The 17333-nt window shown below is 71.3% G+C and carries 15 protein-coding genes; 7 read left to right on the forward strand and 8 right to left on the reverse strand.

All coding sequences use genetic code 11. The features are described from left to right. Nucleotides 1-4 precede the first annotated feature (4 nt). The 4 genes from mmpA to NNW99_RS04420 form a co-directional block, all read right to left on the reverse strand. Nucleotides 5-151 carry a morphogenic membrane protein MmpA gene (gene mmpA / locus NNW99_RS04405; protein WP_215117341.1) on the reverse strand — a complete coding sequence of 49 codons (147 nt, stop codon included), beginning with the start codon at nucleotides 149-151 and terminating at the stop codon, nucleotides 5-7. Between the two features lie 78 nt (nucleotides 152-229). After that, a complete protein-coding gene (locus NNW99_RS04410; RefSeq protein WP_215117343.1) occupies nucleotides 230-913 on the reverse strand; it encodes an endonuclease V in 684 nt (227 codons plus the stop codon). A 93-nt stretch (nucleotides 914-1006) separates the two neighbouring features. After that, nucleotides 1007-1330 (reverse strand): plasmid stabilization protein, encoded by a 324-nt coding sequence (locus NNW99_RS04415; RefSeq protein WP_215117344.1) that lies wholly within the window; start codon nucleotides 1328-1330, stop codon nucleotides 1007-1009. Between the two features lie 70 nt (nucleotides 1331-1400). Beyond that, nucleotides 1401-2504, reverse strand: coding sequence for an oxidoreductase (locus NNW99_RS04420; protein WP_251057700.1), 1104 nt, complete (start codon nucleotides 2502-2504; stop codon nucleotides 1401-1403). A 247-nt stretch (nucleotides 2505-2751) separates the two neighbouring features. Between NNW99_RS04420 and NNW99_RS04425 the strand changes: the two genes are divergently transcribed. Continuing rightward, nucleotides 2752-3165: an SsgA family sporulation/cell division regulator gene (locus tag NNW99_RS04425; protein WP_215117346.1), complete on the forward strand. Its 414-nt coding sequence runs from the start codon at nucleotides 2752-2754 to the stop codon at nucleotides 3163-3165. 34 nt (nucleotides 3166-3199) lie between these two features. On the opposite strand, the gene NNW99_RS04430 is transcribed toward NNW99_RS04425, so the two are convergent. After that, a complete protein-coding gene (locus NNW99_RS04430; protein ID WP_215117348.1) occupies nucleotides 3200-3853 on the reverse strand; it encodes a GPP34 family phosphoprotein in 654 nt (217 codons plus the stop codon). A 293-nt stretch (nucleotides 3854-4146) separates the two neighbouring features. Between NNW99_RS04430 and NNW99_RS04435 the strand changes: the two genes are divergently transcribed. The 4 genes from NNW99_RS04435 (at nucleotide 4147) to NNW99_RS04450 (ending at nucleotide 11030) form a co-directional block, all read left to right on the forward strand. Next, a complete protein-coding gene (locus NNW99_RS04435) occupies nucleotides 4147-5772 on the forward strand; it encodes an ABC-F family ATP-binding cassette domain-containing protein (protein WP_215117350.1) in 1626 nt (541 codons plus the stop codon). Nucleotides 5773-5782: 10 nt separating this feature from the next. Beyond that, complete coding sequence (locus tag NNW99_RS04440) at nucleotides 5783-8053, forward strand: excinuclease ABC subunit UvrA (RefSeq protein ID WP_215117352.1); 2271 nt, start codon at nucleotides 5783-5785, stop codon at nucleotides 8051-8053. A 1030-nt stretch (nucleotides 8054-9083) separates the two neighbouring features. Then, nucleotides 9084-9860, forward strand: a complete 777-nt coding sequence (ddaH, locus tag NNW99_RS04445) for a dimethylargininase (RefSeq protein WP_215117354.1) — start codon at nucleotides 9084-9086, stop codon at nucleotides 9858-9860. A gap of 189 nt (nucleotides 9861-10049) precedes the next feature. After that, nucleotides 10050-11030 (forward strand): acyl-ACP desaturase, encoded by a 981-nt coding sequence (locus NNW99_RS04450; RefSeq protein WP_215117356.1) that lies wholly within the window; start codon nucleotides 10050-10052, stop codon nucleotides 11028-11030. 81 nt (nucleotides 11031-11111) lie between these two features. On the opposite strand, the gene NNW99_RS04455 is transcribed toward NNW99_RS04450, so the two are convergent. Beyond that, entirely contained in the window at nucleotides 11112-11357 is a 246-nt protein-coding gene (locus NNW99_RS04455) for a WhiB family transcriptional regulator (protein WP_215117358.1), read from the reverse strand. A 234-nt stretch (nucleotides 11358-11591) separates the two neighbouring features. On the opposite strand from NNW99_RS04455, the gene NNW99_RS04460 reads away from it, so the two are divergent. Next, a complete protein-coding gene (locus NNW99_RS04460) occupies nucleotides 11592-12377 on the forward strand; it encodes a VOC family protein (protein WP_215117360.1) in 786 nt (261 codons plus the stop codon). A 162-nt stretch (nucleotides 12378-12539) separates the two neighbouring features. Here the strand turns inward: NNW99_RS04460 and NNW99_RS04465 are convergent, their stop codons facing one another. Both NNW99_RS04465 and NNW99_RS04470 read right to left on the reverse strand, forming a co-directional pair. Beyond that, nucleotides 12540-13607, reverse strand: coding sequence for a LacI family DNA-binding transcriptional regulator (locus tag NNW99_RS04465; RefSeq protein WP_215117362.1), 1068 nt, complete (start codon nucleotides 13605-13607; stop codon nucleotides 12540-12542). A 79-nt stretch (nucleotides 13608-13686) separates the two neighbouring features. Beyond that, nucleotides 13687-14664, reverse strand: a complete 978-nt coding sequence (locus tag NNW99_RS04470; protein WP_215117364.1) for a multicopper oxidase domain-containing protein — start codon at nucleotides 14662-14664, stop codon at nucleotides 13687-13689. 189 nt (nucleotides 14665-14853) lie between these two features. Here NNW99_RS04470 and NNW99_RS04475 point away from each other — a divergent pair, with 189 nt between their 5' ends. Further along, nucleotides 14854-17331: a ThuA domain-containing protein gene (locus NNW99_RS04475; RefSeq protein WP_215117366.1), complete on the forward strand. Its 2478-nt coding sequence runs from the start codon at nucleotides 14854-14856 to the stop codon at nucleotides 17329-17331. Nucleotides 17332-17333 lie beyond the last annotated feature (2 nt).

Raw genomic sequence — 17333 nt, forward strand, 5'->3', positions numbered from 1 at the left:
CGTCCTACATCGGCCACGCGGCGAGGGTGTAGATCATCCCGGCGATCCAGGCGAGACCGGCCAGCACGGCGAGGATCAGCCCGACCGTGACGGCCCGCTCGACCGTCTGGGTCGGTCCGGCAACAGGCTTGGGAGCGCGGTGCGTTGTCATGCGCCCCAGCCTGCCGACGGGGCCGCGGCCGGACATCCGTACGGGTACTCAGAGCCGGTACTCAGATCACACCGACCCTCAGGTCTCCCGGAGGGCCTTGCGGCAGAGGGCGTCCGCTCGGCGGGTGGTCTCCGGGAGGCGGTACTCGGGGGTCAGCGCGAGGGTGTGGGCGCAGGCCCCGTCGAGCGTCACGCGGTGGCCGACCGAGACGAAGACCGGCTTGACCGCCTCCCGGGTGCGCAGGGCGCGGCCGACCTCCTCGGAGCCGGCGAGCAGCGCGGAGCCGCTGCCGCGCGGGGTGTCCGGGTCGTCGTACGTGAAGGTGAAGGGGTTCTTGGCGACGCCGATCGTGGGGAGGCCGGTCAGGACGCCGAGGTGGCTGGCGAGGCCGAAGCGGCGGGGGTGGGCGAGGCCGTAGCCGTCGCAGACCACCAGGCCCGGTGGGAGCGGCAGGGCGTCGAGGGCGGCCAGGACCGTGGGGATCTCGCGGAAGGCGAGCAGTCCGGGCACATAGGGGAAGGAGACGCGGCCCACCGCCGTGGCCTGCGCGACAACCTCGAGACTCGACGCGTCCAGGACGACCGCGGCCGCCGCGACGACGTCCCGTTCGTCGTCGTAGGCCACGTCGACCCCCGTCACATGGCCCGTGCCGGGCGGCGGTCCGGGTTCGTCGAGGATCACGCGCCCGCGCAGTTCGTCCTGGACGGCGCGGGCCTGTTCCTCGGTCACGGGCCAGTGTTCGGGGATGTCTACGGTCGTCATGGTGGGCCCGAGCCTACGGGCAGCGCGAAGGCCGGCGGGACCAGGGAGTCCGGCCGGCCTCGGGAGGCTCGCGCCTCACTTGTTCCGTGCGCGCTACTTGTCCAGTGCGCGCCGCAGCTGGCTCTTGTTCATGGTGGAGCGTCCGTCGACGCCGCGGCGCCTGGCCTCCTGGTAGAGCTGGTCGTAGGTGGGCCCCTGGGAGCCCTTCCCGGACCGCCGGCCGCCGCGCTCGCCGGAGGACATGTCCTGCGTGGAGGTCCGGCTGGCCGTCTTCGACTCGCCGGCGCGGGCGCGTTCCTTGTTCACCGTCCGCGCGGCGATCTCCTCGGCGCGGCCGGTGCTCTCGCCCCGGTCCCGCGCGCTCTCCTTGATGTGCTCGTACTGGCGCTCCCGCTTGGAGCTCGAACCGCGTGGCATCACCGCTCACTTCCTTTCCCGACCGGTGAACGGGTACCCACGCTGCCAACGATCAGAGCGGTCCGCTCGCTCAGTGCTCCAGGCGGGCAACCCGGCCCTTCTCACCCGCGGCCCAGCACCCTTGGCGCGGGACGCAGTCGACGGTGTCGTAGGAACCGGTGTCGACCGTCCGCCAGGTGCGGCCGCCGTCGGAGGTGAGGTCGGTGCCGGTGGGGCCGACGGCGAGAGCGGCGGAGCGGCTGTGCGGGAGCCAGGCGACGCCGGAACGGTAGGCGGGCGGGGGTGCGGCGGCGGGCCGCCAGGTGTGGCCACCGTCGGAGGTGCGCGCGGTGGCCTGCGGGGAGGGCTGGTCGGGGCGGAAGTCACCGCCGACGGCGAGACCGTGGGCGCGGTCGCGGAAGGCCAGCGCGAAGACGCCGCGGGCCGGGTCGCCCGCCGGGAGGGCCGTGTCGGCGGCCGTCCAGGTGCGTCCCCGGTCGGCGGAGTGCAGCACCCGCGCGCGTGCGGCCCCGCCGGTGGCGAGCCAGACGTCCTTCGGCCCGGAGGTGACCAAGCACTGGCCGCTCGCCGCGAACCCGGCCTCGCCCTCCTGCGCGGCCGGCATGCCCGTGTTCGGCAGCACCTTCCAGGTACGGCCGCCGTCGCCGGTCGACAGGATGCGGAACTTCCCGTCCACCGGGTCGCTCATGGCGAGGCCGTGGCGGGAGTCGAAGAAGGCGAGGCAGTCGTAGAAGGCCTTCGGGTCGGTGTTGCGGAAGGACTCCGTCCAGGTCGCCCCGCCGTCGTCGGTCCGGTACACCCGGGACGCCTCGCCCTCGCCGATGGCCAGGACCACGGCCCGGCGCGCGTCGAACGCCTCGACGTCCCGGAACTGCAACTCCCCCGCACCCGGGGGCGAGACGTTCCGCCAGCTCGCCCCGCCGTCGGTGGTGCGCAGGACGGTGCCGCCGGTGCCGGCGACCCAGGCGGTGTTCCGGCTGACGGCGGCGAGGCCGCGGAACCGTACCTCCGGGGTGCCGGTGTCCTTCAGTTCCCAGTGCGGCGCCCGGTCGTCCGGCCCGTGCGCCTGCGCCGGTACGGCGGTCAGGGCCGCCAGTGCCGCCGCGCACACCGCCGCGGCGGTCGCCCTGCGCCGTGTTCGTCCCGTCCGTCGCGTGCTCCCCAAGCGCCTCATGGCCGGGGAAGCTAGCCCACCGCCCGGGCGCCGTCCAGACGGCCTCGCGGGCCCGGCGGGTGTTCCGGCGGGCGCCACACGCGCCCGCCCTGGCACATGAGGAGAGTCACGTCACTCTGGTGCATGAACGCGGTGACGGAGGTCACTCGCATCTCGTGTGCACGGATTGGCTGAATCCGGCGTCTCTTCCAATGCCCGGCCGCAATCCGACCGGAAGTCCGTCCAGCCGTCACAAGGGAGCAAGGCGTTGTCCATCGTCATCGAGCAGCCCGTGGAGGCCCGCCTCGTCGCCGCCGCGCCGCGTATGCCGAGCATTCCCGCGACGCTGCACTACGACCGACGTGATCCGTTCGCCGTCCGCATGACCTTCCCCGCCCCGGCCACGCTGGAGGGCGTCGAGGTCTGCTGGACCTTCTCCCGCGAGCTGCTCGCCGCAGGCATGAAGGAGGCCGAGGGACACGGCGACGTACGGGTGCGGCCGTACGGGTACGACCGCACCGTGCTGGAGTTCCACGCCCCCGAGGGCACCGCCGTCGTGCATGTCCGCTCCAGTGAGATACGCCGGTTCCTGGAGGCCACGAGCGAGCTCGTGCCGGTCGGTCTCGAGCACCTCCAGCTGGATCTGGACCACGGCCTGGCGGAGCTGATGCGCGACGCGTGAGGGGCCCGGGGCGGGAATCCGGCAGGGGTGTGGGTCAGGCCCGGGCGGGCGCACCCGGCTCCGCGGCCACCGCCCCGAGCACCTCGCGCACGATCCTCCGCAGACCTGGCGCCGTTGCCCCGGCGCGCTCGGTCAGCTCCTCGACGCGTCGCTCGTGGGCGCGGACGTCCTGCTCGGGCAGCAGGTCCGCCGCCGCGGCGAGGGCGACGAGCGCCGCGTCGCGCCAGGAGGTCTTGGCGACGGGCGACGGTCCCCGGAGGATCCGCCGCGTCTCCTCCCGTAGCGCCTCCACCGCGGTGACCCGCTCCAGTGCGTGGTCCACGGAGGGGAACACGCCGAGGACCCGCTTCTTCTCCGCCCGCAGATATCCCCCGGCCACGAGCTGCTCCCGCACGGCGTCGAGGGTCACCCGGGCGCGCAGTGTCACCCACGTCCGCCAGGAGTGCGGGCACGACTCATGGACCAGTTCCAGCAGCCCGTCGAGGACCGCGTCACCGGCACGCGCGTCGAGGTCGACCGGCGTGGCGATGCCGTCGTCGTCGATGAGCAGACCGCGCTGGGCCAGTTCGGTGAGGGCACCGGCGCGCACCAGTCCGGCCAGGCGGCCGGCGTCGGCGGCCGGCGGGCACGCGGAGTCCCAGGCCAGCAGGCAGAGCCGGGCCGGCAGCGAGAGCGGGCCGTCGGTCACGGGGCCTCCTCGGGGCGCTCGGGCCGCGCGTTAATTCGTTGACAGGCCTGACACCCCCTCGTACGTTGGACAGCGTCCTGTTGCCGCCGATTGGAGAAGGACGTTGCTCGTCTGAGGTCCTGAGACACCGCGTCACACCCATCAGGTGTGTGCGCTGCGTGCGACCTCGGCGACAGAGCCGTCCTCCGGTGCAGGGCTTTTCTCATGCCTGTGGAGTCCCTCCTCCCTGGTCGCAGGTGTCTCGCTACGCGTTTGCCCCTGACCGCATCAAGCAACCGCGAAAGAGGCCCCACATGCCTATTTCCATCACTGCCGCCTCCCTCTCCTTCACCTGGCCCGACGGTTCCGTCGTCTTCGAGGGCCTCGACGCCGCGTTCGGCCCGGGCCGGACCGGCCTGGTCGGCGTCAACGGGTCGGGAAAGTCGACCCTGTTGAAGCTGATCGCCGGTGAGCTCGCACCGGCCGACGGCGCCGTCCGCGTCGCCGGCGAGGTCGGCTACCTCCCGCAGAACGTCACGCTCGACACCACCCTGCGCGTCGACCAGGCACTCGGCATCGCCGCACAGCGGGCCGCGCTGCACGCCATCGAGGCCGGCGACGTGGCCGAGGCGCACTTCGAGACCCTCGGCGACGACTGGGACGTCGAGGAGCGCGCCCTGGCCACCCTGGGCGAACTCGGCCTCGGGCACGTCGAGTTGGACCGCACCATCGGTGAGGTCTCGGGCGGCGAGTCGGTCCTGCTGCGGCTGGCCGCGCTGCTGCTGCGCCGGCCCGACGTACTGCTGCTGGACGAGCCGACCAACAACCTCGACCTGTACGCGCGCAGGCGGCTGTACGCGTCCGTCCAGTCCTGGCCGGGCGTGATGGTCGTCGTCAGCCACGACCGTGAACTCCTGGACCTCGTCGACCAGATCGCGGATCTGCGCTCCGGAGAGATCACCTGGTACGGGGGCAACTTCTCCGACTACGAGGAGGCCCTCGCCGTGGAGCAGGAGGCGGCCGAGCGCATGGTGCGCGTCGCCGAGTCCGACTTCCGCAAGCAGAAGCGCGAACTGGCCGACGCCCAGGTGAAGCTGGCCCGCCGCAAGCGGTACGGGCAGAAGATGTTCGAGCAGAAGCGTGAGCCGAAGATCGTCATGGGGGCGCGCAAGCGCGCGGCGCAGGAGTCCGCGGGCAAGCACCGCATCATGCACGAGGAGAAGCTGGCCGAGGCCAGGGAGCGGCTCGACGAGGCGGTGGAGGCCGTACGGGACGACGACGAGATCCGTGTCGACCTGCCCTACACGGCCGTACCGCCGGGGCGTACCGTCCTCACCCTCCAGGATCTGGGGCTGCGGTACGGGGCCCGGGTGGAGGGCGGCTTCGAGCTGCGCGGTCCCGAGCGGGTCGCGCTGATCGGGCGCAACGGCTCGGGCAAGACCACGCTGCTGCGCACGATCACCGGTGAGCTGGATCCGGAGGCGGGGGACGTACGGACGCATGTGCCGTTGCGGTTCCTGCCGCAGCGGCTCGATGTGCTCGACGGGGAGCTGACCGTCGCCGAGAACGTGGCCCGGTTCGCGCCGGACGCCACCAACAACCGGATCCGGGCGCGGCTGGCCCGCTTCCTGTTCCGGGGCGCCCGCGCCGACCAGAAGGCGGCGACGCTGTCCGGCGGCGAACGCTTCCGGGCGGCGCTGGCCGCGCTGATGCTGGCGGAGCCCGCGCCGCAGCTGCTCATGCTCGACGAGCCGACCAACAACCTCGACATGGCGAGCGTGCGGCAGCTCACCACGGCCCTGGACTCCTACGAGGGGGCGCTGATCGTGGCCAGTCACGACCTGCCGTTCCTGGAGTCGATCGGCATCACGCGCTGGCTGCGACTGGAGGACGGAGAGCTGAAGGAAATCACGCCAGAGGCTGTCGGGTATTCCGCCTAGCGTCGGCGGCATGAGCGACTTCACGCACGATGTCATCACCCTGACCGGAGCACGCGAGAACAACCTCAAGGACGTCACCCTCCGCATCCCGAAAGGCCGGCTGACCGTGTTCACCGGCGTTTCGGGGTCGGGGAAGTCGTCCGTCGTGTTCGACACGATCGCGGTGGAGTCGCAGCGTCAGCTCAACGAGACGTATCCGTGGTTCGTCCGCAACCGGCTGCCCAAGTACGAGCGGCCGCACGCGGACGGCCTGGAGGACCTCTCCCCCGCGATCGTCGTCGACCAGCGGCCGGTCGGCGGCCACTCCCGGTCGACGGTCGGCACCATGACGGACGTCTACTCGGTGATCCGGGTGCTGTTCTCGAGGCACGGCACCCCGAGCGCCGGGCCGGCGACGGCGTACTCGTTCAACGACCCGTCGGGCATGTGCCCCGACTGCGACGGGCTCGGCCGTACGGTCCGGCCCGACTGGGACCGCATCCTGGACCCGGACCGCTCCCTCGCCGACGGGGCGGTCCGCTTCCCGCCGTTCGCCGCCGGGACCTGGCAGGGGCAGGCGTACATCAACAGCGCCGACCTGGACCCGGACAAGCCGGTGGGGCGGTTCACGGCCGCCGAGCGGGAGTTCCTGATGCGGGGGCGGCCCGGCAGCAAGGTCACCGTCCACGGCACCGGCGGCACCTGGACCACCGAGTACGAGGGCCTGGCCGACCGCTTCGAGCGGCTGTATCTGAAGCGGGACCTGTCGGCCATGAGCCAGAAGACCCGCGATCTGGTCCGGGAGTTCCTGGTGGAGGGCGCCTGCCCGGCATGCCGGGGAGCCCGGCTCAACGCGGCGGCGCTCGCGACCCGGATCAACGGACGTTCCATCGCCGACTGCGCCGGGATGCAGGTCACCGATCTCATCGCCGTACTGAAGGAGATCGACGATCCGGTGGCCGGGGTGATCGCGGGGGCGGCGGTGGCCGCGCTGGAGCGGATCGAGACGATCGGGCTCGGCTACCTCAGCCTCGACCGGGAGACGGCGACGCTCAGCGGCGGGGAGGGGCAGCGGCTGAAGACCGTGCGGCACCTCGGCTCCAGCCTGACCGGGATGACGTACATCTTCGACGAGCCGAGCGTCGGTCTGCACCCGCGCGATGTGGGCCGCCTCGGGGAGCTGCTGCTGCGGCTGCGCGACAAGGGCAACACCGTGCTGGTCGTCGAGCACGACCCGGACGTGATCGCGCTGGCCGACCATGTGGTGGACATGGGGCCGGGGGCGGGCACCGGGGGCGGCACGGTGGTGTTCGAGGGCACACCGGAGGAGCTGGCCGCGTCCGGCACGCTCACCGGCCGCTGTCTGCGCACCCGTACGACGGTCAAGAGCGAGGTGCGCCGGCCCGTCGGTGAGCTGTGGGTCAAGGGCGCGGATCGGCACAATCTGCGGGACGTGACCGTACGGTTCCCGGCCGGTGTGCTCACAGCGGTGACCGGGGTCGCCGGGTCGGGGAAGAGCACTCTGGTCGCGGAGTTCACCGCCGCCCATGACGAGGCCGTGGTCGTCGACCAGTCGTCGATCGGGATCTCGGGCCGGTCCACTCCCGCGACCTATCTCGGGATCATGGACACGGTACGGAAGATCTTCGCCCGCGAGACCGGGGCCGACGCGGGGTTCTTCAGCTTCAACTCGACCGGTGCCTGCGGTACCTGCGAGGGCCGGGGCATCCTCTACACCGACCTCGCGTTCATGGACCCGGTGACGACGGCCTGCCACGACTGCGAGGGGCGGCGCTTCCGGGACGAGGTGCTGCGGCTCACCGTGCGGGGCGCTTCCATCGCCGACGTCCTGGAGATGACGGCCGAGCAGGCGCTCGGCTTCTTCGACGACACGGGTCTGCGGCGCCGGCTGCGCGCCCTGCGGGACGTCGGGCTGACGTATCTGACGCTCGGCCAGCCCCTCTCCACGCTCTCCGGGGGCGAGCGGCAGCGGATCAAGCTGGCCACGCGGCTGCACCGGACGGGTGCGGTCTACGTGCTCGACGAACCGACGACCGGCCTGCACATGGCGGACGTGGCAGGACTCGTCGCCCTGCTGGACCGGCTGGTCGACACGGGCAACACAGTCATCGTCGTCGAGCACAACCTGGACGTGGTCGCCCGTGCGGACTGGGTGATCGACCTCGGCCCCGACGGCGGCCGGGCCGGCGGCGAGATCGTCTTCGAGGGCACGCCGCGGGAGCTGCTGGAGGCGGAGGGGTCGTTCACTGGGGGGCATCTGCGGCGGGCGGTGCGGGGGTAGGGGGTGTGCCTTTCCTTTGCCCACCCACCCACCCACCCGAATCGGTCGGACAAGAGGCTGACCTCGCCCCGGGGCTCCGCCCCGGCCCCCGACGGGGGCTACGCCCCCTGCACCCCCAACGGCGGGTTCGCCCCCTGGGCCCCGAGCCGGGCTTGATCCCCTGCGCCCCAAGCCGGGGCTTGCCCTGCCTCCGGGGCTCCCAGCGGGCGTTTCGCCCTCTGCTCCCCGAGCCGGGCTTGGTCCCCTGCCCCCCCGGCAACGCTCGCCCGTCGCGTGCTCGGCATGCCCCGTGCACGGCTCCAGCCGGGGTTCGCCTCCTGCGCCCCAAGCCGGGGGCTTGCCCTGCCTCGGGGCCCCCGGGCCCCCAGCGGGCGTTTCGCCCTCTGCTCCCCGAGTCGGGCTTGGTCCCCTGCCCCCGGCAACGCGTCGCCCATCGCGTGCTCGGCATGCCCCGTGCACGGCTCCAGCCGGGGTTCGCCTCCTGCGCCCCAAGCCGGGGGCTTGCCCTGCCTCGGGGCCCCGGGCACCGGGAGGGCCCCGCCCCGGGCCCCTAGCGGGCGTTTCACCCTCTGCACCCCGAGCCGAGCTTGGTCCCCCGCCCCCGGCAACGCGGCGCTGGCCGCGTGCTCGGCATGCCCCATGCGCGGCTCCCAGCCGCTCCCAACCCCGGCGGGGGCTATGCCCCCCCCTGCACACCAAGCCGGGCTTGGCCCCCTGCACCCTCAGCAACGCGTCGCCCGCCGCGTACTCGACACGCCTCATGCCCGGCTTCCAGCCGGGCTGCACCTCATGCGCCCCAAGCCGCGCATGCCCTGCCTCGGGGCTCCACCCCGGGCCCCGGCGGGGGCTTCGCCTCCTGTTCCCTCCCCGACCTCGGCGCCAGGCCCCCAGCTCCTCCCTCCCTCCCGGGGGTGTCCTCTCGTCGGATCGACCTGCATCATGGTCGGCTGACGCCCGACGCGTTCCGGTCGATCCCGGAGGTTCCGTCGGTGCGGTGCAGACACGTCCCATCCGATACGGAGTCACGCTCGTGCCCAGCAAGAAGGCCCTCGTCCGTCGTCCCAGCCCGCGTCTTGCCGAGGGGCTGGTGACGCACATCGAGCGGGAGGGGATCGACGCCGATCTCGCGGTCGAGCAGTGGGAGGCGTACGTGACGGCTCTGCGCGCGCACGGCTGGGACACCATCGAGGTGGATCCGGCCGACGACTGCCCGGACTCGGTGTTCGTCGAGGACACGGTCGTGATGTACCGGAACGTGGCACTGATCGCGCGCCCGGGTGCCGAGTCGCGGCGGGACGAGACCGCCGGGGTCGAGGAGGCCGTGGCCGGTCTGGGCTGCTCGGTGAACTGGATCTGGGAGCCGGGCACCCTGGAGGGCGGCGACGTACTGAAGATCGGCGACACCGTGTACGTGGGCCGCGGCGGGCGCACCAACGCCGCCGGCGTCCAGCAGTTGCGCGCCGCGTTCGAGCCGCTGGGCGCGCGGGTCGTCGCCGTACCGGTGAGCAAGGTGCTGCATCTGAAGTCGGCGGTGACGGCGCTGCCGGACGGCACGGTCATCGGGCACATCCCGAAGATGGACACGCCGTCGCTGTTCGCGCGCTTCCTGCCGGTGCCCGAGGAGGCCGGCACGCACGTGGTCCTGCTCGGCGGTGACAAACTGCTGATGGCCGCGAGCGCGCCGAAGACCGCCGAGCTGTTCTCGGATCTCGGGTACGAACCGGTCGTCGTGGACATCAGCGAGTTCGAGAAGCTCGAGGGATGTGTGACGTGCCTCTCGGTGCGGCTGCGGGACCTTTACGTCTGACCGGGCCGGAGTGTCCCTCCATCGGCCCTCGACCTGCGGGCCCCGGGAGCGACGCCGAGCGTCCGAGCGACCCGCTGATCAGCGGCCTTTACCGCGCCCTTAACCTACGGCCTCGTAACCTACGGCAACGTAGCCTACGATGCCGTAGGTTACCGCTCACCGCTCGTACGCATGTCCCCTGGAGAGTCCATGACGATCGCCGCTCCCCACCTCGGCAGCCCCGCCGGCGCCTGGACCGACGCTCAGCTGCTGTACGCACTGGAGGAAGTGGTCGAGAAGGAACTCAACCGGCATCTGCAGGTCGCCAAGGACTGGATGCCGCACGAGTACGTGCCGTGGAGCGACGGGCGCAACTTCCCCGGCCTCTTCGAGGACGGCGAGGCGTGGGAGAAGGAGCAGTCCCAGGTCACCGAGATCGGCCGCATCGCGCTCATCGTCAATCTTCTGACCGAGGACAATCTCCCCAGCTACCACCACGAGATCGCCTCGCTCTTCGGCCGTGACGGCGCCTGGGGCACCTGGGTGCACCGCTGGACGGCGGAGGAGGGCCGGCACGGCATCGTGATGCGGGACTACCTGCTCACCTCGCGCGCCGTGGACCCGGACAAGCTGGAGCAGTTCCGCATGTCCCACATGAGCGAGGGCTTCGAGTCGGACAACCGCCACTCGATGCTCCACTCGGTCGCCTACGTCGCCTTCCAGGAGCTGGCCACCCGCATCTCGCACCGCAACACCGGCCACCAGTCCGGCGACCCGGTCTGCGACCGCATGCTGGCCCGCATCGCGACCGACGAGAACCTGCACATGGTCTTCTACCGCAACCTGCTCAAGTCGGCGTTCCAGCTCGCGCCCGACCTGACGATGCAGGCCGTGCGGGACGTGGTCGTGAACTTCCGGATGCCCGGTCACGGCATCCCCGGCTTCGAGCGGGCCGCCGCGCAGATGGCGATCGGCGAGGTCTACAACATGCGCATCCACCACGACGACGTGCTCCAGCCCGTGCTGCGCTTCCTGAAGATCATGGAGATCGACGGCCTCGGCCCCGAGGGCCGCAAGGCGCAGGAGGAACTCGGCCTGTTCATGGGCGGTCTGGACTCCGAGGCGTCGAAGTTCGACGAGAAGCTGGCCGCGCGCAAGGCCCGCATGGCGGCCCGGGCGGCCGGCGCGTGACCCGGTAGACCGGCCCCGGCCATACGCTCAGCCCCCTGGCAGGTCGTCCTGCCAGGGGGCTCTCGCGTGCGATACGGCCCGCTAGCTCGACCTGCGCCGCAGCTCCAGCCGTTCCTTCTCCGACAGGCCGCCCCAGACGCCGAAACGCTCGTCGTTGTCCAGCGCGTACTCGAGGCACTCCGTACGGATCGGGCACAGGCCGCAGATCCGCTTCGCCTCTCGCACCGAACTGCCCGGTTCGGGGAAGAAGAACTCCGCCCCGGTCTGCGCACACAACGCTTCCTGCTGCCAGGCGAGTTCGGGCGAGGTGATGGTGTCGATGTGCATGGCAAGAAGCGTCGCGGTCGACGAAAAACGTTCGATCAACGCGGGATCAACACCGCGTTCATGCCCCCGGCCACTGCGATCATCACCTTTTCAATCAGCCGGCGCACGGCGGCGCGCGGGAACGTCTCGCTGACACGCCCCGGAGGTGACCCGGCGGCGCTCCGGCGGCGCGTGTCAGTGGGCGGTGCGAGACTCGACGGTGAGACGACGGGACCCTGTGCGAGGAGGGCGGCCATGCTCACCACCCGGTATGTCACCGGCGCTCCGAACTGGATCGATCTCGGCACACCCGACATCGACGGCGCCGCCGCCTTCTACGGGGATCTGTTCGGCTGGAGCTTCCAGCCGGGCGACCCCGAGGTCGGGGGGTACGGCCTCTTCCAGCTCGGCGGCAGAACCGCCGCCGGCGGTATGCAGACCACGCCTGAGCAGGGCCCGCCTTCCTGGGGGGTGTACTTCCAAGCCCCGGACGCGGACGGCACGGCGAAGGCCGCGGAGCAGGCGCGCGGCTCGGTGCGGATGCAGCCCATGGACGTGCTGGACCTGGGCCGCATGGCGATCCTCGCCGACCGGGCGGGTGTGCAGTTCGGCCTGTGGCAGCCGGGGCGCAACAAGGGCCTGGACGTCGTCCAGGAGCACGGCTCGCTGTGCTGGGTGGAGCTGTACACGGCGGACGTCCCCGCGGCGGCCGCCTTCTACCACTCCGTGCTCGGCCTGGAGACCTTCGGAGTGGAGTTCCCCGGCGGCGCCTACACCACCTTCGTCCCCGCCGGGGAGCCGGAGGACGCCATGTTCGGCGGCATCGTGGCGCTGGCCGACGACCCGGTCGAGGAGGAGGCGCACTGGCTCCCGTACTTCGAGGTCACCGACCCGGACGCCATCGTCGCCCGTGCCCAGGAGCGGGGCGGCACGATCCGCCTGCCCGCCACGGACCTGCCGGGCGTCGGCCGCCTCGCCAAGCTCGCCGACCCGTACGGGGCCCGCTTCGCGGTGATCCACAGCGAGCCGCAGGCGGCCTGAGGGGCACTCCTGGCGTGATGCCGGCATGCGCTGGCGTCGGCCCCGTGTCGCGGAGTGGTGCCAGGCCGAGAGCCTGCCCAGCCCACCCCGCCTCCCGGCCCGGCCCTGCCCGGCTGCCGCACAACGGCCGGAGCGACGCCTCCCCCGAACCGCACCGACCGCCTACGCCGAAGCCCGCCGGACCAACGTCGTCGGCAGGACCACGCTCGAGGGCGTGCCATCGGCGGCACTGCCCGAGGAGCCCCCGTGCGAGGAGCCCCCGTGCGAGGCGCCGCGGTCGAGGTCGCGCAGCAGCAGGCGGGCCATCAGGCGGCCCATTTCCTCGATGTCCTGACGGACCGTCGTGAGGGGCGGGTCGGTCTGTTCCGCGACGGGCAGCATGTCGTCGAAGCCGATCACGGCGATGTCGTCGGGGACGCGGCGGCCGGACTCGCGCAGGACGCGCAGGGCACCGGAGGCGGTGAGGTCGTTGGCGGCGAACACCGCGTCCAGGTCCGGGCAGCGGTCGAGGAGTTCGCGCATCGCACGCTCGCCCCCGGCCGGGGTGAAGTCGGCTTCGGCGATCAATCGCGGGTCGGCGTCGACCATGACGTCCCGGTAGCCGTCGAGGCGGTCCGCCGCGGAGGTCTGGTCGAGTGCGCCGGTGATGTGCGCGATCCGGGTGCGGCCGAGGGCGGCCAGGTGGCGGACGGCGTCGCGGGCTCCGCCCCGGTTGTCGCTGTCGACGTACACCACGCCCTGCCGGTCGCCGCTCCAGCCGGGCCGGCCGCCGAAGACGGTGGGAATGCCCGCCCGCTGGATCAGCTCCGGCAGCGGGTCGTCGAGGTGCAGGGAGAAGACGAGGGCCCCGTCGACATGTCCGCCGGCCAGGTACCGGCCGACCCGGGCGTGATCGTCCCGGCCCTCCGTGAGCAGCAGGACGAGCTGGTTGTCGTGGGCCGTGAGTTCCTTGCTGATGCCGCGCAGCTGGAGCGCGAAGAAGGGGTCGGCGAAGACCCGGGTCTCGGGTTCGGCGACGACGACCGCGATGGCGTCGTGCCGCCGGGTCACCAGGGAGCGGGCGGCCTGGTTGGGGACGTAGCCGAGTTCGTCCACGGCCTTGCGGACCCGCTCCACGAGAACATCCCGCACCCCGTCCCCGCCGTTGACCACGCGCGAGACGGTGGCCCGTGAGACACCGGCCCGGGCGGCCACGGCCTCCAGAGTGGGACGTGGCGCGGTGTCGGTCACTTCGGGGCTCCTCATCTGCGGCTGCGGATCAGGATAGCCCCGGGCGGGCAGGGTGGTGAGAGCGCTCTCGCGCGCGACTTCAGTGCGCGTGCTCGTGCCCCGGCTGTTCGCCCCCGTGCTCGTGCGGCTCGTACCCGGGGATCGTCCCGTCCGGCTTCTTCACGAGGAACAGGCCCACCATCCCCATGTCGGAGTGGCTCTGCACATGGCAGTGGTACATCCACGCCCCGGCGCCGACCCCCTCCCCCGCGATCACCTGGAAGCCGAAGGAGTCGGCCGGGCCGGTGATCTTGTTGTCGATGACCTGGCTGGGGTCGTCGGGGCCGGTCAGCATGCCGGTGCGGTTGTCCGCCCAGCGATGACCGTGCATATGGAACGTGTGGTAGAACTCGCCGTGCGTGATCACGGCGAACTCGACGCGATCCCCCACCGTGGCCTCGAAGTTCGGCCCGGAGTGCGGCGGCCTGTTGTTGATGCGCATGTCGTTGAAGACGACCGTGTGCGTCCGGTCCGGCAGGACGTCGCCCTTGCGGCGGACGATCACGGGGCCGTAGAGGCCCTTCTGGAGTCCCTGCGTTCCGTGTTCGGTGCCTACGACATGGTCGTGGTAGTGCCAGTAGCCCGCGCTGCCCGCCCGCCAGGTGCCGTCCTTGCGGCGGCCGGGGGCGTGGGTGCGCCAGGTGTAGGTGCGGGTGCCGCCCGGTTCGACGTGGCTGCGGTTCATCTTCGTGCCGTCGCTGGTGATCTCGTAGTCCAGGCCGTGGACGTGCAGACTCACCGCGACGTCCATGGTGTTCTCGAACTCGATGTGCAGGGTGTCGCCCTCGTTGAGCTCGATCAGCGGGCCGGGGATCGTCGCCTTGCCCTTCTCCAGGCCGTAGCCCATCTGGCCGTCGGCGAGTTTCTCGGCGTACAGCTTGATGCGCTTCACCTCGCCTCCGGCGGGTGCCGTCTTCGCCGGTCCGTCGGCGCTGATGGCCTCCGGCGCCACCGACAACGATGTCGCGACGGTCGCGGTACCCAGCAGGACCCGCCGGTTGAAGCTGCGTCTGTCCATGCGGAACTCCCCACCCTGGTAAGGCTTTTGCAGAGGCGTACCTGTGATGAACCTGTGCGACGGTACCGGCCGCGCTCCCGTTTATCCACACTCAAGACAAAGTTGGAGCCATCCCGGTCATAGGTATTGGCGAGCCGAGCAAAGGGGTTTAGCTTCCTTGGCGGTGTTGCTGTGACCGAGGAGGTGCCCATGCACTTACGAGGGTTGAGCAAGGGAAGACGTGTCTGGGCGGCCTCCGTGGCCGCCGGAGTCGTGACCGCCGGGCTGCTGTCGGGGCCGGCCGCGAACGCGAGGCCGTATCCGGAACCCCCGCTGACAACGATGTCGATCAAGTCGCCGCCGGGCGGCGCGAATGTACGCGTGCTGCTCTTCCATGGTTCCGCGGCGGCCGGGGAGGAGTCCCCGGTCGTGAACGCCGGGATCGAGGCGATCGAGAAGATCGGGCTCTCGGGCCCGGCGAACCGCCGTTTCAAGGTCGAGGCCACCGGCGACGCCTCGGTGTTCACCAACGAGACAAGACTCGGCCGCTTCAACACGATCGTGTTCCTGACCGGCGGGGGCGATGTCCTCGACGCGGAGCAGGAGGCGGGCCTGGAGGCGTACATGGAGGCGGGCGGCGGTTTCGTCGGTCTCCATGACGCGGCGCGCGCGGAGCCGTACTCCGACTGGTTCACCGGACTGGTGGGAGCCCGCCCGGCCGCGTCGAGCCCCTCGGCCGCGCAGCGGGCGACCGTCGAGGTCGGCGACCGCCGGCACCCGGCGACCAAGGACCTGCCGGTGCAGTGGAAGCACCCGGACAAGTGGCTGAACTGGGTGAAGAACCCGTCGGGCGACGTCCATACGGTGGCCCGGGTGAGGGAGTCGAGCTACCAGCCGGGCACGGGCGCCAACGGCTGGGACCACCCGGTCAGCTGGTGCCGTGACTACGACGGCGGCCGCTCCTTCTACACCGGCATGGGCGGCACGGTGTCGTCGTACGACGAGACCGACTTCCGTGCCCATCTGCGCGGCGCGCTGATGTGGACGACCCGGCTGGAGCAGGCCGACTGCAAGGCGACCATCAACGCCAACTACCAGGCGGAGCGGCTGACCAAGCCCAACCAGCCGGGGCAGAACGACCAGATCGGCGAACCGCACGGGCTGGTCACCGCGCCCGACGGCCGGGTGTTCTACATCGGCCGGGGCGGCGCCGACTCCTCGCAGCCGGTGGTCACGGACTGGAACCACCCCGACATCGGCAAGGGCAAGGGCGAGATCCACGTCTACGACCCGAAGACCAAGCAGGTCACGCTCGCGGGTGCGCTCACCGTCTTCGGCAACAAGGGCGGCGGCGACGAGCTGGTCAAGGTCGAGGAGGGCCTGCTCGGCATCGAGCTGGACCCGGGGTTCGCGACGAACGGCTGGGTGTATCTGCACTACACGCCGCACGCGCAGATCAACCGTGACACGCGGATGGCCGAGCGGCGCGTCTCCCGCTTCACGCTGGATCAGGCAACGAACAAGCTGGACCTGGCCAGTGAGAAGGTGCTGCTGAAGTGGCCTGTGCAGATTCACAGTTGCTGCCACTCGGGCGGCGGGATGGCCTGGGACTCCAAGGGCAATCTGTACATCGCCACCGGTGACAACAACTCCAGCGGGTTCAGCTCCGGTTACTCGGGCAACAACCCGCAGCCGAACTACAAGGGCGTCTCCTTCGCGGACGCGCGCCGCACGGCCGGCAACACCAACAACCTCAACGGCAAGATCCTGCGCATCCACCCGGAGCCGGACGGGACGTTCACGCTTCCCGAGGGCAACCTCTTCACCGGGAAGGAGACCGACGAGGGCGGTGGCAAGACCCGCGGCGAGATCTATGTGATGGGGGTCAGGAACCCCGCCCGTATCTTCGTCGACAAGTCGACCGACGTGCTCTACGCGGGCTGGGTCGGTCCGGACGCGAGCGCGCCCTCGACGACCTGGGGCCCGGCCAAGTACGACACGTTCGCCGCCATCACCAAGGCGGGCAACCGCGGCTGGCCGTACTGCATGGGCAACAAGCAGCCCTACCGGGACCGCAATCTGCCGGATCCGTCCAAGCCGCTGGGCTGGTACGACTGCGACCGCCCGAAGAACGAGTCGCCGAACAACGACGGCCTGGTCGATCTGCCGCCGGTCACCGGAAACAACATCTGGTACTCGCCGCAGGGCGGCGCGCCGGACTACCCGCGGGACGCGAGCGGCGTCCCCTCGTACAAGCCGGAGCAGGCGACGTACCGGCTGCCCTGGCTGAAGGGCGGCGGCCAGGCCGCGATGAACGGGCCGGTGTACCGCTACGACGCCGGCAGCACGAGCGCGGCCAAGTGGCCCGCCTACTGGGACGGCAAGTGGTTCGTCGGTGACTTCTACGACGCCGACCAGCCGCGCAACGCGGTGCTCATGGACCCGAAGACCCAGGGCGACGGCGGTCTGCCGGTGCACTCGGAGTCGCTGAAGAAGATCGTGCCGATCGGCAACGACGGCATCAAGAACCTCATGGACTGGAAGTTCGGTCCGGACGGTGTGCTGTACGTCCTCGACTACGGCCGCGGCTTCTTCACCTCGGACTCCAAGTCGGCCCTGTGGCGGGTCACCTACAAGGGCGGCGGGCCGACCCCGGCCGCCGACCGGCTGGCGAGGGGGACCGAGTGATC

The organism is Streptomyces sp. CRCS-T-1 (assembly GCF_024442335.1).
In the GTDB taxonomy this organism is placed as follows: Bacteria; Actinomycetota; Actinomycetes; order Streptomycetales; family Streptomycetaceae; genus Streptomyces; species Streptomyces koelreuteriae.

Coding starts and splice junctions, on each gene's coding strand:
- mmpA (WP_215117341.1), bottom strand. CDS start 151: ATGACAACGCACCGCGCTCCCAAGCCTGTTGCCGGACCGACCCAGACG.
- NNW99_RS04450 (WP_215117356.1), top strand. CDS start 10,050: ATGACGATCGCCGCTCCCCACCTCGGCAGCCCCGCCGGCGCCTGGACC.
- NNW99_RS04435 (WP_215117350.1), top strand. CDS start 4,147: ATGCCTATTTCCATCACTGCCGCCTCCCTCTCCTTCACCTGGCCCGAC.
- NNW99_RS04455 (WP_215117358.1), bottom strand. CDS start 11,357: ATGCACATCGACACCATCACCTCGCCCGAACTCGCCTGGCAGCAGGAA.
- NNW99_RS04470 (WP_215117364.1), bottom strand. CDS start 14,664: ATGGACAGACGCAGCTTCAACCGGCGGGTCCTGCTGGGTACCGCGACC.
- NNW99_RS04420 (WP_251057700.1), bottom strand. CDS start 2,504: ATGAGGCGCTTGGGGAGCACGCGACGGACGGGACGAACACGGCGCAGG.
- NNW99_RS04440 (WP_215117352.1), top strand. CDS start 5,783: ATGAGCGACTTCACGCACGATGTCATCACCCTGACCGGAGCACGCGAG.
- NNW99_RS04415 (WP_215117344.1), bottom strand. CDS start 1,330: ATGCCACGCGGTTCGAGCTCCAAGCGGGAGCGCCAGTACGAGCACATC.
- NNW99_RS04460 (WP_215117360.1), top strand. CDS start 11,592: ATGCTCACCACCCGGTATGTCACCGGCGCTCCGAACTGGATCGATCTC.
- NNW99_RS04475 (WP_215117366.1), top strand. CDS start 14,854: ATGCACTTACGAGGGTTGAGCAAGGGAAGACGTGTCTGGGCGGCCTCC.
- NNW99_RS04410 (WP_215117343.1), bottom strand. CDS start 913: ATGACGACCGTAGACATCCCCGAACACTGGCCCGTGACCGAGGAACAG.